This window comes from Bacillus altitudinis, from assembly GCF_001191605.1.
In the GTDB taxonomy this organism is placed as follows: Bacteria; Bacillota; Bacilli; order Bacillales; family Bacillaceae; genus Bacillus; species Bacillus altitudinis.
Map to the genome: position 1 here is coordinate 1,986,352 of NZ_CP009108.1, position 15,694 is coordinate 2,002,045.

Consider the following 15,694-nt stretch of genomic DNA (forward strand, 5'->3'; position numbering starts at 1 on the left):
GGAAGGTGATAGGAAAATAGCTATTTACCTTTATTTTCGCTAGAATATGAGTACATAAGAAAGGTGTTGTGGAACGTGGAGATTCAGTTTTTAGCAGGCAGATCGGGGAGTGGAAAAACGACTGCAATTCTAGAAGAAATCAAAGAACAACTGCGGCTTGATCCGCTGGGTCCGCCAATCATTTTTTTAGTCCCGGATCAAATGACATTTTTAATGGAATATGAGCTTGCAAAAACGTCTGAAGCTGGTGGAATGATCAGGGCCAAAGTCTTTAGTTTTACTCGGCTTGCCTGGTCTATATTACAGCAGACTGGCGGTGCGAACCGTCAATTTGTCACAAGCACAGGAATTCAAATGCTCTTAAGAAAAGTAATAGAAGAACAGAAAGACAAGTTTAAGGTATTCAAAAAGGCGAGTGATAAACCGGGATTTGTTGAGCAAATAGAAAAGACGATGGCTGAATTCAAAAGGTACTGTATGATGCCGGAGGATATTGAAAAAATCTCGGCATCCAGTATGCATTCAGAGTATACAGAAGAAAGACGTGCGGCGGAAAAATTGCATGATCTTCATGTTCTTTATCAGCAGATGGAGCAGCATCTGCAAGATGAGTATGTGCATTCAGAGGATTACTTGACACTTCTGGCTCAGCAAATTCCTTTATCAGAAGAATTGAGAGGGGCACACATTTATATAGATGGTTTTTATCAGTTTACCCCCCAGCAGCTTCTTGTCATTGAACAGCTTTTGCTACATGCAGAAAAAATAACAGCTGCATTCACAGTGGATCGTTCCTATCATGACACGCAGCCAAATGAACTTGATTTATTTCGCATGACAGGTAAGACATATTCCCAGCTTTATCAGCTGGCTAAAGAGTGCGGAGCGGTTATTTCTGAGAACATTTTGGAGAGAAATAAGCGGCATCTTCATACCCCAGATCTAGCTTATTTAGAAAATCAATATGAACAGAGACCTTTGCGGCCGTATCAAGAAGAAACGCCTCACCTTACCGTATCGAAAAGTGCAAATAAACGAGCTGAAATTGAGGGGGTAGCGAGAGATATTCTTGATTTAGTAAGAGAGGAAGGTCTTAGGTTACGAGATATCTCAATTGTTGCAAGACATGTAGACGACTATAAAGATACGTTAAAAGAGGTGTTTCGAGATTACGATATTCCTTTCTTTATTGATGGAAATGAATCGATGCAGTATCATCCGCTCATTGAGTTCATTCGTTCGAGCCTCGATGTCATAAAAGGGAACTGGCGGTATGAGGCGGTGTTTCGCTGTGTGAAAACGGAGTTCTTATTTCCGCTTGAACTCGCTAAAAACAAAGCAAGAGAACAGGCGGATCAGCTTGAAAACTATTGTATTGCTTACGGTGTAAAAGGTGAACGCTGGACGAATGGTTCACGATTTCATTATCGCCGCTTCCAATCACTAGATGAAGATTTTGGACAAACCGATCAAGAAATAGAAATGGAGCAAATGCTGAATGATGTAAAAGAATGGATTGTTCCGCCTCTCTTTCAATTGCAAAAAAGATTGAAAAAAGCGCAAAAGCTAAGAGACATGGTGGAGGCAGTGTATGTCTTTCTAGAAGAAGCCCAAGTGCCAGAAAAGCTTGAAAAGGCAAGGCTTGAGGCAGAAGAAGCAGGCAGGTTAGCTGAAGCGATGCAGCATGGTCAAGTGTGGGATGCTGTCGTTCAATTGATGGATGAATTTGTTGAAATGCTGGGCGAGGAGGAGCTCTCATTTCCATTATTTCAACAGATGATAGATACAGGACTGTCCTCTCTCAAGTTCGCTTTGATTCCCCCTTCACTTGATCAAGTGTTTATCGGAAGTATGGATTTATCCAGAATGTATCAAGTAAAGTGTACGTTTGTCATTGGAGTAAATGATGGGGTTATACCTGCCCGGCCCTCTGATGAAAGTGTATTGTCTGAGGACGACCGGGAATGGTTAAAACGTGCAGGAGCAGAGCTGGCAGAGACAGGGAAGGAACGGCTGCTGGATGAACAATTTTTGATATATCAAGCGCTGTCCAGTCCATCGCACTACCTGTATTTATCCTATTCAGCTTCAGATACGGAAGGGCGGTCTCTTTTGCCTTCGACCCTCATCAAGTATTGTGAGGAACTGATGCCAAACCATCAGCAAGCCCTCTATGTGTTAGATCCAGAGCAGTTGGATGATCAGGAGCAATTAAAATTTGTAACAAACGAGCATGTCTCGTTATCCTATACCGTTTCGCAGCTGCAACAATGGCTCAATCAATATCCGATCAGCGGCGTATGGTGGAGTGTATATAATCATTTGATGACCTCGTCAAACCGCGACGTATCAAAAAAAATCATGTCCAGCTTGTTCTTTACAAATAGAGCGAAACGTTTAAAGCCGAATGTCACAAAAGAACTTTACGGTGACCATATTCAGGGCAGTGTTTCAAGAATGGAGAAATTCAATGCATGTGCATTTTCTCATTTTGCTTCCCACGGGTTAAAACTAAAAGATCGACAATTTTACAAATTAGAAGCACCTGATATCGGTCAGCTCTTTCACTCGGCTTTAAAACTGATTTCAGATACGCTTGTTGAACAAAAAAAGGATTGGAAAAACTTAACGAAGGAAGATTGTGTGACCTACTCAAGGCATGCAATCGAACAGCTGGCTCCACGTCTGCAAAAAGAAATTTTATTAAGCTCTAATCGGCATGCTTATATAAAAGAAAAGCTCCAAAAAATCCTCATCAGGGTGTCTTCTATATTAAGCGAACATGCAAAAGTGAGCGGATTCTCTCCGGTTGGACTTGAGTTAGGTTTTGGAGGTCAAGGACCTCTGCCGCCGTTTACTTTTCAATTAAAAAACGGCTGCACGATGGAGCTTGTTGGAAGGATTGACCGAGTGGATAAAGCAGAAGGATCAAAAGGACTTCTATTAAGAATTGTCGACTATAAGTCCAGTGAGAAGGGGCTTGATCTAGCAGAAGTTTACTACGGTTTAGCCTTGCAAATGCTCACTTATTTAGACCTGACCATTACGTATTCTAAAGAATGGCTTGGCATGGAAGCGACACCGGCAGGAATTTTATACTTCCATATTCATGACCCGCTGATTCAAGCGCCTATTCCGCTTGGAGAAGATGCAATTGAGCAGGAAATATTGAAGAAATTTAAAATGAAGGGTCTATTGCTCGAAGATGTGGAAGCAGTGAAGTTGATGGATCAAACACTCGAATCAGGAAGATCACAAGTCATCCAAGCTGGTTTGAAAAAGGATGGTTCTTTCCGATCTGACTCTGCGGTATTAAGTGAAGATCATTTTCACATTCTCACAAAACACGTTCGGCGAACCTTTGAAGAGGCAGGAGAAAGAATTACAAGCGGTGAGGTAGAGATAAACCCATATAAATTAAAGGATCAAACCCCTTGCCGCTTTTGCTCCTTTAAGTCTATTTGCCAATTTGATGAATCAATAGAAGATAATGAATTTAGGGTGCTCACCTCTGAGAAGGATGATGTCATGTTAGACCGGATCAAAAAAGAAGGGGATCAGTATGCAAATACCAAAACCGAATAACAGTACTTGGACAGATGACCAATGGAACGCCATCGTTTCAGAAGGACAAGATATTCTTGTTGCTGCGGCGGCAGGGTCAGGGAAAACAGCGGTCTTGGTTGAACGGCTCATTCGAAAAATGACTCGGCCGGAGCAGCCAGTTGATGTGGACAGGCTGCTCGTAGTGACTTTTACCAATGCTTCAGCAGCAGAAATGAAGCACCGGATCACTGAAGCACTTGAAAAAGAACTATCTAAAAACCCTGGTTCCCTTCATATGCGGAGACAGCTGTCACTTATGAATCGTGCCAATATTTCTACCTTGCACTCTTTTTGTTTGCAAGTTCTCCGTACCTTTTATTATGAGATTGACCTTGATCCAGGTTTTCGTTTGGCTGATCAAACAGAAGGAGAATTATTAGGAGATGAAGTGTTAGATGAACTGTTTGAGGATGAGTATAAGGCTGGAAAGCCGTCATTCTTTGAACTCGTTGATCGTTACACATCTGATCGGCATGATTTAGATCTTCAATGGCTTGTCAAAAGAATTTATGAGTTTTCTAGGTCACATCCAGCGCCCGAACAATGGATGCGGGCATTCCTTTCTCTTTATGATGTGGATACACAGACAAAGGTAGAAGAGTTACCCTTTTATCCATATATCAAAGAGGACCTTTCTCTCGTTTTAAGAAGCTGTCAGGAACTGCTGGAACAAGCGCTCACTTTATCAAAAGAGCCGGGCGGTCCAGCACCGAGAGCAGAGAATTTTATAGATGATTTAGAGCAAGTAAATGAATTAATAAGGCATCAAGATGATTTTGGAACACTTTATGAGCTTTTGCCAAACATCAATTTTAAAAGGTTAAAGACTTGCAAAGGGGATGACTATGACCCAGCTCTGTTAGAAAAAGCAACAGATGCACGCAATCAAGCCAAAAAACAATTAGAAAAGCTAAAAGATGAATACTTTATGCGCAGTCCCGATCAGCATTTAAAAAGCTTGGCTGAAATGAAGCCAGTTGTAGAAACACTTGTAGAGCTTGTGATTCAATATGGCGAGCGTTTCGAAAGAGCAAAACAAGAAAAATCAATCGTAGACTTTTCGGATCTAGAACATTATTGTTTGCGCATTTTAGCGAAGCAGGACGCAGAAGGAAATCTCATTGAAACAGAAGCGGCTAAATACTATCAACAGCAATTTGAAGAAGTACTCGTGGATGAATACCAGGATACAAACCTTGTCCAAGAAACGATTTTAAAGCTCGTGTCTAAAGGAAAACATCCTGCCGAAGGCAACCGCTTTATGGTTGGTGATGTGAAGCAGTCCATTTATCGCTTTAGACTTGCAGAGCCGATGCTCTTTTTAAATAAATATAAACAATTCAAAGCAGATAGCAAAGAAACAGGTAAAAGAATTGATCTAAATAAAAACTTCCGCAGCCGGGCTGATGTTTTAGACAGTACCAACTTTCTGTTCAAACAGCTGATGGGAGAAACAGTTGGAGAAATTGAATATGATGAACAAGCTGAATTAAAGCTTGGAGCGAGTTATCCGCAAAGCGAAGACACGACGTCAGAAATGCTTCTTGTTCATTTAGATCAGCACGACACAGAAAACGATGAAGAACGAGAAGAGTTAGAGACGGTACAATTTGAGGCGAGAGTGATTGCGAAGAAAATAAAAGAACTGGTAGAACAGCCTTTTCAAGTGTACGATGCAAAACAGCAGCTGACCCGCAACTTGCAGTATCGAGACATTGTGATCTTGCTTCGCTCAATGCCGTGGGCTCCGCAAATGATGGAAGAGTTGAAGAAGCAGGGAATCCCTGTTTATGCGAATCTTTCCTCAGGTTATTTTGAAGCTACAGAAGTATCTGTCATTCTTTCTTTGTTAAAAGTGATTGATAATCCATATCAAGATATTCCGCTCGCTGCTGTTTTAAGGTCACCTCTTGTTCATTTAGACGAAAATGAGATGGCACTGATTAGAACAAGTGATAAAAAAGGCACTTATTATGACGCTGTGAAGGCATTTATGAGTGTGACACACTCTGATCATCCGACATGCAGAAAGCTGGAGCGTTTCTTCCTTCAATTACGCAAATGGCGTGATTTTTCGATTCAGCATTCGGTAGCAGAACTGATTTGGGAAGTGTACCGAGATACACAATATCTAGATTATGTCGGCGGGATGCCAGGAGGTAAGCAAAGACAGGCAAACCTTCGGGCTTTATATGATCGAGCGAAACAGTATGAAAAGGCTGCATTTAGAGGGCTGTTTCGATTTCTTCGATTTATTGAAAGAATGCAAGAGCGTGGAGATGATCTTGGAGCGGCAAAAACGTTCAGTGAAACAGAGGATGTTGTCCGCATGATGACCATTCATAGCAGTAAAGGACTCGAATTCCCTGTTGTGTTTACTGCAGGACTTGGCAGGAACTTTAACATGATGGATTTAAACCAGTCCTATTTGCTCGATAAAGAATTAGGTTTTGGCAGCAAATATATTCATCCTGAGCTGAGAATTAGTTATGCAACATTACCGCTGATCGCGATGAAAAAAAAGATGAGAAAAGAACTATTATCTGAAGAACTGAGGGTTCTATATGTGGCGCTCACAAGGGCAAAGGAAAAATTATTTTTAGTCGGCTCTGTCAAAAATCAAGTGAAAGCTTTAAGCAAGTGGCAAAATGCCGCAAACGGAGACGACTGGCTTCTTCCTGATTTTGAACGATATCAAGCGAGAACATACTTAGATTTTATTGGCCCAGCTCTTATCCGTCATCAAGCGATGTCTTCTCTTTTAGAAGAATCGAGAGAAGTCGTTCTCTCGCATCCATCATCATTTTCTATCACCTTTCATCAAGCGTCCGATCTTCTACAAGAAGACATATCACTTGAAAAACAAAAACAAGACGAAGTGGTACAAGCATTAATGGAAGGTGTGCCTGTTCAAGGATATGGCGATTACGAGGAGGAAGTAAAAGAAAGACTTTCATGGCGTTATCCATATTTAGCGGCCTCCCAAGTAGGGACAAAGCAGTCAGTTTCTGAAATCAAAAGAATGAAAGAAATACAGGATGAATACAGTGTGCCTTCTTCCGTTCGAAAAGCTCGTGCGACATTGTACGAACGACCGGCTTTTATGAAGAAAAAAACACTCACAGCCGCAGAACAAGGGACGGCCATGCATACAGTCATGCAGCATATCCCTCTTCCTTCAAATGAACCATATGATGAATCTCGTGTAGAAGAGCTGCTCCATTCTTTAAAAGAGAAAGACTTACTAACAGATGAACAAATCCAGTCCATCAATCGAGAAGGAATTGTGGCCTTCTTTTCTACTGCTATTGGTCAAAAACTGCGGAAAGCGGACTGGGTGAAACGAGAAGTATCGTTTAGTATGGTTTTACCGGTTAAAGAGGTATACAGCCATATTGATGCAGAAGGTGAACCTGTGCTCATTCAAGGAATGATTGATTGTTTATTTGAAGCAGATGGCAAGCTCTATTTACTTGATTATAAAACAGATCGAGTGACTGGCAGATTCTCAGGTGGCTTAGAGGAAGCTGAAGCGATGTTAAAAAAACGCTATGAAACGCAAATATCGTTGTATACAGCAGCGGTAGAGCGTTTAACAAACAGAACATTAGAGGAGAAAATCCTTTATTTCTTTGATGGAAATCTAGAAATTTCTTTATAGGTGGAATGAATGAGAGGTGAATCACATGAGGATTCTGCATACAGCGGATTGGCATCTAGGGAAAACCCTTGAAGGCCGAAGCAGGCTTGAAGAGCAAGCGGAGTTTTTAGATGAATTAAATCAAATCGTCAAGGATGAACACATTGATGTCATTGTGATGGCAGGCGATGCCTTTGATACAGTGAACCCTCCTGCTCGCGCAGAACAGCTTTTTTATGAAAGTCTGTCTGCATTATCTGATAAAGGAAAGCGTCAGGTGGTTGTGATCTCTGGCAACCATGATAACCCAGACCGTTTATCAGCCGCATCTCCTTTAACGAATGAGCAGGGGATTCATTTAATTGGATATCCGACAAATGATTTAATTCATGTCGATGTTCCTTCTGCAAGTGAACGTCTATCTATTGCCGCACTCGCTTACCCATCCGAAGCAAGGCTAAACGAGGTGCTGGCTGAAACATTTGAAGAGAAACTGCTCCGTGATCAGTACAATTTAAAAATACAACAAATGTTTCAACATTTAAGCAACCAATTTCAGGCGGATACGGTCAATATCGCAACAAGTCATATTTATGTGGCAGGTGGCAGTCAAACGGATTCGGAAAGGCCGATTGAAGTGGGAGGCGCATATACCGTTGCGGCCGAAAGTCTGCCTGAGGCGGCTTGTTATGTCGCACTGGGGCATTTGCATCGCCCCCAAACCATTAAACGTGCCAAAACGATTGCCCGCTATTCTGGCTCTCCACTTGCATACAGCTTTTCTGAAGCAGGCTACGCCAAATCAGTCACCATTGTAGATGCAAAACCGAATGAAACAGCAAGCTGGAAAGAAGTGTTTTTATCAAGCGGTAAACCACTTATGAAGTGGAAGGCGACTGAAGGACTGAGCCAAGTACACAGTTGGCTGGATGAAAAGCGGGATCTTCAAGCCTGGATTGATTTAGAGATTCACTTAACAGATCAGCTGTCGATCGAACAAATTCATCAGCTTAGAAAACAGCATAGTGGATTTGTCCATATTAGACCAAAGTTTAAAGAGTTACAGCAAAAAGAAGAACAAAAACAAGTGGAAAAGCTCTCGATTGAAGAGCGGTTCGTGAAATTTTATGAGCGTCAGACAGGTGGAGGTCTACCTGATGAAAAAACCGTCAAGCTATTTTTAGAGCTTGCCAATGACATGCAAGAGGAGGAAGCGAATTGAAGCCGATCACGCTAACCATTAAAGGACTTCATAGCTTCAGAGAAGAGCAAACCATTGACTTTAGCTCCTTATGTGATGCAGGTGTGTTTGGTATTTTTGGACCGACTGGAAGCGGAAAATCGTCTATATTAGATGCCATGACACTAGCACTCTATGGCAAGGTCGAACGTGCACTCAATAATACGCATGGTATTTTGAACCAAGCTGAAGAAAAGCTGTCTGTCTCCTTTACGTTCGCTTTGCAAAGGGAACACCATATTTCTTATAAAGTGGAACGTGCCTTTAAACGGGCAGATGAAATGAAGGTTAGAACGACGTTATGCCGATTGATTGAAATTGGTGATACGCAGACAGTTCTTGCAGATAAAGCAAGTGAGGTCAATCGTAAAATAGAAGAATTACTTGGTTTAACCATTGACGATTTTACGAGAGCGGTTGTTTTACCCCAAGGAAAGTTTGCGGAATTCCTTTCATTGAAAGGAGCCGACAGACGCCAAATGCTGCAGCGTTTGTTTAATTTGGAGAAATATGGTGATCAGCTCGTCAAACGTTTACGCGCAAAGGCTCAAAATCACTATGGTCAGAAAAACGAACTGCTGGCTGAACTGACTGGATTAGGAGAAGCTGGTCCAGAGGCATTAGCGAAAGCTAAAGAAGCAGCTGCGCAGGCGCAAGCTATTTTTCTTGAGAAAAAACAAACGCGGGACGAAGCGTTCACTACTTTTACAAAAGCGCAAGCCATCTGGCAGTATCAAAAGGAACAAGAAGCGTACGAGAAGGAACAAAACAAACTCAATCTACTGGCATCCACGATGGAAGAGAAAAAGAATCAACTTCGCATTGCAGAGCAGGCAGAGACATTAAAGCCTTATGCGGATGCATTAACAAAGGCTGAAAAGCAGCTCTCTCAAGCATCAAAAGAGAAGCAGGAAGCAGAAAAACATTTACTTCATCAACGAACGATCTATGATCAAATGACGCAGGAGTATGAGCAAACACGGCAAAAGAAAATGGAAAATGAGCCAGAGCTTCTTCAAAAGAAAGAGCAGCTGATTCAATTAAAAGAAATTGAACGAAAAAAAGAAACAGCTCTTCAGGAAAAGACCGTACTAGAGCAGCAAAACCATGAAAAAGCGCAGCAATTGACTCAAAAAAAAGCGGAAGCCGAAAACCTGCAATCTTTATTAGAGCGTGCGCTTGCGAAACAAACACAGTTGAAGCATGAGCTGGAACAATTACAAGTCTCTGTCAAAGAGCGGAAACTTGTACAAGACGCACTTCGTTTCAGTGAAAATGTTCAAAGAATGAATGTGAGTATTCAAAAGGAAGAACAAAAGATTGAGGAGCTAAGACAGCGTTCAGCACAGGCGACACAATCATATGAAAAGCTTCAAAAACAGCAAAAAGATCATCATGAAAAAATAAATCAATCGTTTCAAGCGATAGAACAATTGTATTTTTATGTATGTGAATTTGAACGAGGTCTTACAGAATGGAGTCATAAAGAGCAGGACAAAAAACAAGAAAAATTAAAACAGCGTGATGTTGTCAGATCGGCAGAATTAAGAAAAGAATTAGCGGCAGAGCTGGTAGACGGTGAACCATGTCCTGTTTGTGGATCGATTCATCATGATCCAAAGGCTGTGATAGACAATGTCCATGAAGAAACGGTTGCCCAAATTGATGAATGGATTGTAAAAATGGATAAAGAGCTCAAGCTGGCAGAGGAATATGCTAGAGACATGTTTGCTGCAAAGCAGCTGCTTGAAACGCATGCCAATCAATTAGTTAAACAGTTCTCCTTTTTATCTCAAAAAGCCCCCGATTCTGAAGTAGCTGCAGCAGTAGAAGTAGTACAGAATCCGCAGTCTTTGCAACAGCTGATTCAAGAATGGAAAGGCGTAAAACAAGATATTCAAGCAATCGAAAGCAAACGAGCTCGTTTAATGGACGTTACTTATGATCAAGCGGCAGAAATGAGCAAAGTCAAAGATCAACTGACATTTGAGCAGCAGCGCATACAAGAACTAGACATGCTGATCAAGGAGCTTCGATCTGAGCTTTCCGAACAACTGACGCAATTTGAACAGACCTTTCCTCACCTGGCAATCAACCAAGTGCAGGAAATGCAGCAACAAATTGATGAAAAGGATCAACAAGCGGAAGGTTATCAAGAGCGTATTGAGAAGAGTATTTCTTTTCTAGAGGAAAAACAGCAGGCAAAAGAGCATCTGCAAACAGCCATATACGATCTAGAGAAGGAACTCGATAAGTTGGCGCATCAGCTCGGAAGCCAGCAACACCTGATCGATCAATATGAAACAGATTTACAGCGATATCCTTTAAAAGCCGCTTCTCTTTCTGATGAACTGAACGAAGTTCAACAATCTCTTGCTCATCTAAATGAAAAAGAACAGCAATCGTACGAGCAATTCAAGCATGCACAGCAATTATTTAGTGAGGCGCAAAGCCATTTCTCAAGCAGTGAACGTCAGCTCCAAGAGGCTAAGCGGCGAAAACAAGAAGCTGAGGAAGCATGGCAAAAAGAAACAGGATCTACTCCTTTTGATCAGCCGCAGGAGATTGAACCTGCTTTAATGGATCGATCTGTACGTCTTACAGTCAAACAGGAAATTGATGAATTTGAGGATAAAAGAAAGCAATGTGCAGCAAACTTAAAGCGAATTTCTGAACTGTTAAAAGGTGAGTCGCTGGATGAAGACGAGTGGACAGACATTCAACTAAAAAAAGAAGCGGCGGAAAAAGCGCTTGAAGAAGCGACAGCGCTGAGTGGATCTGCACAAGAGCATCTGCGAGTGATTGAAGCAAACCATCAGCGCTTTGCAAGCATTCATGAACGCCTTGAAGAACTGCAGCAAGAAATTGACCGGCTGGATAAGCTTCAAACTGTGTTTAAAGGGAATACATTTGTTGAGTTCCTAGCAGAAGAACAGCTAGAAAGTGTCAGCCGTGATGCTTCTCATCGTCTTGGGATTTTGACAAGACAAAGGTATGCCATTGAAGTCGATTCAGAGGGCGGTTTTGTGATGCGGGATGATGCCAATGGAGGTGTCAGACGTCCGGTATCCAGCTTGTCTGGGGGAGAAACTTTCCTGACGTCTTTAGCACTTGCCCTTGCTCTGTCTGCACAAATTCAGCTGAGAGGTGAGTTCCCGCTGCAATTCTTCTTCTTAGATGAAGGATTTGGTACGCTCGATCAAGACTTGTTAGATACGGTGATTACAGCATTAGAGAAGCTACAGTCTCAAAATTTGGCCGTTGGTGTGATTAGCCATGTGGAAGAATTAAAGATGAGACTGCCAAAGAAACTGATTGTCCACCCAGCAGATCCAAGCGGGAAAGGAACAACAGTCTCGATGGAATTAATGTAAAGTGAGGTGATCTCAGGATGGCAAAGCAAACGATTGGATTATGTGAGCTGTGCGGAAGACAAGAGGTCGTCCTTACGGAACATCACTTGACGCCAAGAGAAGAGGGAGGGGCCTTTCTACCGACTGCCTTCCTGTGTATCCCTTGCCATAAACAGGTACATGCTCTTTATACAAACCAGGAGCTTGCCGCACGTTTGAATACGCTGGATGCACTAAGACAAGATGAAAAGCTTGTTCCGTACATCAAATGGATTCGAAAGCAGCCGGCAAGCAAGCTGGTCAAAACAAAGAAATCAAGACAACGCAGAAAGAAATAAACATAAAAAAGCGCTCCTCTAAATGAAATGAGTGAAGAGGAGCCGCTTTATGCATTGCCTACCATATTCTGATCATTTAAGTCAGGATCCACATAGTTGGTGGCGCTAATGCCATTATTTAAAATCAAGAAATCTCCGGTATTCCCCGCTCCAGAGCCTAAAGCAGATTTTGAAGAACTTTTAGGCGAAAGATAAAATGAGTCACCGACGTTTACGACGCCCCCAGAAATCGAGTTAATGTAAATGGGTCCGACAATTGCTGGCATAATCGACATCCTTTATTCGAAGTCATATCACCATCATATGCGCAGGTAGGTCCAATTGTGAGTTTGGCGGCTGTTCGTCATTGTTGCTAAATAACTCTCGAATATGCTTCACTCGCGCAACGGCATTTATTCCGCACGTAGAGCCAATTTGATAGATAGAGGAGGAAGAGACCCCTTCTACATGAATGGACGACACTTTAATGAGAGGCTTTTCATGATAAAAGGCCGTTCTAACCGCTCGTTCTGGCAGCATCAATGGGATCGGCTCATAATACACTTCAAATTCTTTTGCATCTAGGTTTTCAGCTTCATTTCCATAAAACAAACTAATGGTTCGCTGAACAGCTAACACCTTCACGTTCGGACATAGCTCTTGTGTATCACCAATTTGAACAACACTTGATATCCCGACAGAATTCACCTTCGAGAACTTCACTTGAGATGTGCGCTTGATCATTATCGAGGGGCTAGAGGAACAAACGGTCCAATAATTAATGATTCTGGCGGTGTATCGAAAATCGATGACAGTTGTACGTGATCCGTGTCCCCGATAATAAATAGGGAAGAGGACGATACCCCAACTACTTTAATGCTTCCGGTTTCGATGTTGCGGTTGACGACTGTGAAATTCATCCGTTTTCCTCTCCTTTCGTTTCATTTGGAATATGGGCTAAAAAGTGTTCGATTGCCCGTTTGACATCATGTTTCACGTATTCAGCAATTTGCTCGGAACGTTGAAGCGGGGTCATATCTTCCCTTTGTGGCAGCTGCCCCGCATAATATTTGATTCTGCTGTCTATTTGTTTTCGAATGTCCTCAATGATATGGTGTTTGTTGCTTTCATCAAGCGAGCCTTCGTATCGCTGCTCTAGTTCTTCAAGAAGCTGCGGTGCTTCTTCATTTAAGAATGCATCGACAAGCTGGCGTGTTTGATTGAAAAATTGATCAGCCATTTCTTGCTGCATCATTCCAATTCCCGGGGTTGTTGTTTGGCCCACTTCAAAATTTTGAACACTATTTGGATCAGATGGATTGAGGCCGATATTTAATGTGCCTTCCAGCCGCTCGATTTTCAGTTGATCAAATTGATAATCAATCCGTTCAATCGTTGTTGTCGGTTTATCTTTGATCATTTGCATTTCCTGCTGAAGCTCGTTAAGCCTTTTTTCAAGCATCATGATTTGCTGTGTTTGCTTTTGAATGATGCCATACATTTGTGAAGCGCTGTTTTGATAGTCATACATATGCATACACCTCCGGGGATTGCAGATGAACTTATGTTGTTGGTGACTGAAGCGGTACAAAAGGTGCTGTGCTTGCGCCTTGAGATTCTTGAATTCCTTGTGTGCCTGCTGCGGCAGGTGCTGACTCTACGTAGCTTCCAGTGTTATACAGATTGGAGAGTGCCTTGATTGATCCAGCACTTCCGATTTGCAGAACGGATGAGTTACTCACAGACTCCACACGTAAGTAATTAATTTGTATCGCTTGATTAATATAGAAGTTCAACGGATTCTCACTCCTTACAAGTTACCAACAAGCGGTTGATCAATGACATCACTATCATACGTATTTGTCACACTTTTATAGTTGCTAATGCGTAATTGATCACCAGTGTTAAAACTGCCTGCGCCGGCAAACGTTTTAACCTGACTATTTGGAGAAATGGTGATGCAGTCTCCAACATGAACGACTCCGCTCGTTCCGACGGCATTTACTTTAAAGGCTCCAACAATAGCCGGCATAGCGGTGCACATCCTTTAGAAAAATAGGGCACTTCGTTTTTGGGCGTTTCACCATAGCTTATGATGGGTCTTTTAATATGTGATTGTCTTTTTGAAGAACTTTGATGAGAGGAATGAAGTGTATGGTTTACCCTTTATTCGAGCATTCTTTAGAGGTGGTTTTGATGCCTTTATTTAAGAGTGTGTCAAGCTCTTGACTGCACCTGATGGTTTCTTCGGCATTCATTCCGAATTTTTTTGCGGTCTCAATTAAATGTAATCTTTTTTGTTCAATTTCATAATTGATCATAACGGACGCCAACTCTCACATTTTTTATCAAATAGAAGGATATGGTTAGTATACCCTATTTTTCTATAAAAAAAGCTCTTTCGTCAATATGAGAACTAAAGTGACAAAATTCGAAAGTGTCTTTACAGGCGCGATGTCTCTTTTTTAATCTCAGTTTGTAAATAACGTCGTCTTTTGTTGATATACTGTCGGATTAATTCTCGCTCTGAACGCAGCATGTCTTGTCGGTTTTTCGTATATGGATCATCTCCAATTCGCTGCTCAATCGAAGCATGCCATGTCTCAATGATGGGGAGAAGCCGGTTTTCTAAAAAATGTGTATCTAGTACGTGCTGGAAAAGGGCATAATAGTCTCTTTTAAATGCAGGGATGTCTAGTAATCTAGCGGTTAATGTATTGAAACCGCTGACTGGAATATAATCAAACGCCATTTCTTCTCCGTGAATATCACGACCCCAAGTCGCATCATAATCCCAAGGCATTACTTGAAACCTTCCTTGATCATTCACATAAAGCGCATAGTTATGAACAAAGCCATCAAAATTTTGGGTACACACGACACCAATGAGCCAGCGAAAATATTGTGTCACATCAAGGTACTGCTCAATCTTATTTGCAAACGTGTCGTCCCTTGCGGTGTTCAAAAAGTAAATAAATTCACTCAGCTGCTTGTCGTGTTCAGGAGTTCCCGTTTTTTTCTCATAACCGAGAAGAAGATGTTTTTTTGGCTTTTTATCAAATGAACTTAAAAGAGAGAAGTTGGCGTCATCATCTACAGCATAATAAATGCCGCCTCCATGCAGCTGTCGTTTTTGGAGGAACAGCTCATCTACAGATTCTATTTTTAAATAAATGCCTTCTTTTCTTCCATTAATGGTCAGAAACACATGAGAAGCGGACGGGCTGAAGACACCCATTTGTTCAAAGAAATAAAAAGACAGCCTGTTGCGAATGAAAGAAGGATCATTGTACTCTGCATTTAAGTGAAAAACGGATTCGCCTTGTCTTTGCTTTGGTTTTCGATATTCAATTTGATAGGATTTTTTCTTGAGCTTTCGAATGTGTGATCCTCGGTATGAGGCATAAATATGTGACTTGGTTTGGCCGGTTTTCAGAATGGCCTCAACGGGTTCATCGTTCCATACGTCCTTTTTTAATTCCATGAGATCTTTTGGATGAATCCAGATATCCAGTTGTTTTAAAGGTTCTGTGTCCAT

General features: G+C 41.7%; 13 protein-coding genes. 5 read left to right on the forward strand and 8 right to left on the reverse strand.

Annotated features, from left to right (window positions below; genetic code table 11):
• The first annotated feature begins 75 nt into the window (after positions 1 to 75).
• The 5 genes from addB to ID12_RS10005 are packed head-to-tail and all read left to right on the forward strand — an operon-like array spanning position 76 to position 12,177.
• On the forward strand, positions 76 to 3,585 hold the full coding sequence (addB, locus tag ID12_RS09985) for a helicase-exonuclease AddAB subunit AddB (protein ID WP_050827122.1): 3,510 nt from the start codon (positions 76 to 78) through the stop codon (positions 3,583 to 3,585).
• Positions 3,563 to 7,267: a helicase-exonuclease AddAB subunit AddA gene (addA, locus tag ID12_RS09990; RefSeq protein ID WP_050827123.1), complete on the forward strand. Its 3,705-nt coding sequence runs from the start codon at positions 3,563 to 3,565 to the stop codon at positions 7,265 to 7,267. The genes addB and addA overlap by 23 nt, the downstream gene beginning before the upstream one ends.
• 25 nt (positions 7,268 to 7,292) lie before the next feature.
• On the forward strand, positions 7,293 to 8,468 hold the full coding sequence (sbcD, locus tag ID12_RS09995) for an exonuclease subunit SbcD (RefSeq protein WP_007499123.1): 1,176 nt from the start codon (positions 7,293 to 7,295) through the stop codon (positions 8,466 to 8,468).
• Entirely contained in the window at positions 8,465 to 11,860 is a 3,396-nt protein-coding gene (gene sbcC / locus ID12_RS10000; protein WP_050827124.1) for an exonuclease subunit SbcC, read from the forward strand. The genes sbcD and sbcC overlap by 4 nt, the downstream gene beginning before the upstream one ends.
• Before the next feature lie 17 nt (positions 11,861 to 11,877).
• Positions 11,878 to 12,177: a hypothetical protein gene (locus tag ID12_RS10005; RefSeq protein WP_017360217.1), complete on the forward strand. Its 300-nt coding sequence runs from the start codon at positions 11,878 to 11,880 to the stop codon at positions 12,175 to 12,177.
• 47 nt (positions 12,178 to 12,224) lie between these two features.
• Here the strand turns inward: ID12_RS10005 and ID12_RS10010 are convergent, their stop codons facing one another.
• The 8 genes from ID12_RS10010 to ID12_RS10045 all read right to left on the reverse strand — a co-directional run bounded on the left by ID12_RS10010 (position 12,225) and on the right by ID12_RS10045 (position 15,694).
• Positions 12,225 to 12,443, reverse strand: coding sequence for a spore germination protein (locus tag ID12_RS10010; protein ID WP_003211468.1), 219 nt, complete (start codon positions 12,441 to 12,443; stop codon positions 12,225 to 12,227).
• A 22-nt stretch (positions 12,444 to 12,465) separates the two neighbouring features.
• A complete protein-coding gene (locus ID12_RS10015) occupies positions 12,466 to 12,900 on the reverse strand; it encodes a spore germination protein GerPE (protein ID WP_025207112.1) in 435 nt (144 codons plus the stop codon).
• On the reverse strand, positions 12,900 to 13,076 hold the full coding sequence (locus ID12_RS10020; protein ID WP_003210893.1) for a germination protein GerPD: 177 nt from the start codon (positions 13,074 to 13,076) through the stop codon (positions 12,900 to 12,902). Before ID12_RS10020 ends, ID12_RS10015 begins: the two co-directional genes overlap by 1 nt.
• Positions 13,073 to 13,687: a spore germination protein GerPC gene (locus ID12_RS10025; protein WP_008348607.1), complete on the reverse strand. Its 615-nt coding sequence runs from the start codon at positions 13,685 to 13,687 to the stop codon at positions 13,073 to 13,075. The genes ID12_RS10020 and ID12_RS10025 overlap by 4 nt, the downstream gene beginning before the upstream one ends.
• A 31-nt stretch (positions 13,688 to 13,718) precedes the next feature.
• Positions 13,719 to 13,952 (reverse strand): spore germination protein GerPB, encoded by a 234-nt coding sequence (locus tag ID12_RS10030; protein ID WP_017366980.1) that lies wholly within the window; start codon positions 13,950 to 13,952, stop codon positions 13,719 to 13,721.
• Positions 13,953 to 13,966: 14 nt separating this feature from the next.
• Positions 13,967 to 14,188 (reverse strand): spore germination protein, encoded by a 222-nt coding sequence (locus ID12_RS10035; RefSeq protein ID WP_003211745.1) that lies wholly within the window; start codon positions 14,186 to 14,188, stop codon positions 13,967 to 13,969.
• Between the two features lie 127 nt (positions 14,189 to 14,315).
• Entirely contained in the window at positions 14,316 to 14,477 is a 162-nt protein-coding gene (locus ID12_RS10040) for an aspartyl-phosphate phosphatase Spo0E family protein (protein ID WP_008348605.1), read from the reverse strand.
• 122 nt (positions 14,478 to 14,599) lie between these two features.
• Positions 14,600 to 15,694: a CotH kinase family protein gene (locus tag ID12_RS10045; protein ID WP_050827125.1), complete on the reverse strand. Its 1,095-nt coding sequence runs from the start codon at positions 15,692 to 15,694 to the stop codon at positions 14,600 to 14,602.